This is a genomic window from Falsigemmobacter intermedius (assembly GCF_004054105.1).
Lineage (GTDB): Bacteria > Pseudomonadota > Alphaproteobacteria > Rhodobacterales > Rhodobacteraceae > Wagnerdoeblera > Wagnerdoeblera intermedia.
In genome coordinates this window covers 1-914 of the sequence record NZ_SBLC01000120.1, presented here as the reverse complement: position 1 = coordinate 914, position 914 = coordinate 1, and the positions used below count along the sequence as shown (strand labels likewise).

Genomic DNA, 914 nt, shown 5'->3' with positions numbered 1-914 from the left:
TACCACATCAGAGCCATAAAATCCAACAAAACAAGGATGATATGGCAATTATCCTGCCGATTTTGGCCGCTGGGTCCAGCGTGGATTGCGCCAGTCGATCCCTTCCAGCAGATAGCCGAGCTGTGCACTGGAGACGGGCACAGCGGCCCCGCTCTGGCTGACGGGCCAGATGAACTTGCCCGCCTCCAGCCGCTTCAGATAGAGCGACATGCCCACGCCGTCGTGCCAGAGGATCTTGATCAGATCGCCCTTACGGCCGCGGAAGCAGAAGATCTCGCCGCCATGGGGATCACGGCCCAGGCCCTGCTGCACTTTCAGCGCAAGGGTGTTCATGCCGCAGCGCATGTCGGTGACGCCCCCGGCGATCCAGACTTTGACACCCGCAGGAAAGGCAATCATAGCGGATCCACCACATTCAAAATGCGCGCCAGAACCTCCGGCGCCAACGCGGGCGAGAAGCTGATCCGCCGACCATTGCGTAGAGAGAGGTCTATCCGATCCGGTGTTGATCTTTCAGCCGACCCTATGCCGGATGACCCGGCACCGGCCTCCATCATCAGTGGCGTAAAAACTGGCGTGTCGCCTGCTGCGCTATCAGAACCCTGCCGAAGTTCCCGCCGCCAGATCGACAAAAGAGAGCGCGAAATACCGTAACGCCGCGCCGTAGCCGACCCTTGCCGCACACCGCGATAACTCTCTTCGACAATCCGCAGCTTGTCCTCATCGCTCCAATGGCGACGCCGGCCCGCTTCATCAGCGGTGAAAATCTCGATCGGGGGAGAAGGTGTAGAATATGACATAAGGCAATGCCTTAAGCCTATTTGCAAAACCGGGGCAGACGGCCCTCACCGCAGGGATACGCCGCGCCTTGCCTGCAACCCGTATGGCCGTGGCTCGTGCACGGACAAGATCGC

Annotated in this window: 2 protein-coding genes; both read right to left on the bottom strand. The window is 60.1% G+C overall.

What is annotated here, in order from left to right; genetic code table 11:
• Positions 1-48: 48 nt before the first annotated feature.
• Positions 49-399 carry an IS66 family insertion sequence element accessory protein TnpB gene (gene tnpB, locus EP867_RS19440; RefSeq protein ID WP_128491065.1) on the bottom strand — a complete coding sequence of 117 codons (351 nt, stop codon included), beginning with the start codon at positions 397-399 and terminating at the stop codon, positions 49-51.
• Complete coding sequence (gene tnpA / locus EP867_RS19435; RefSeq protein WP_128491072.1) at positions 396-800, bottom strand: IS66-like element accessory protein TnpA; 405 nt, start codon at positions 798-800, stop codon at positions 396-398. Before tnpA ends, tnpB begins: the two co-directional genes overlap by 4 nt.
• Positions 801-914: the final 114 nt, after the last annotated feature.

Excerpts from the sequence above, each read along its gene's own strand:
- tnpB (WP_128491065.1), bottom strand. The coding sequence starts at position 399 with ATGATTGCCTTTCCTGCGGGTGTCAAAGTCTGGATCGCCGGGGGCGTC.
- tnpA (WP_128491072.1), bottom strand. The coding sequence starts at position 800 with ATGTCATATTCTACACCTTCTCCCCCGATCGAGATTTTCACCGCTGAT.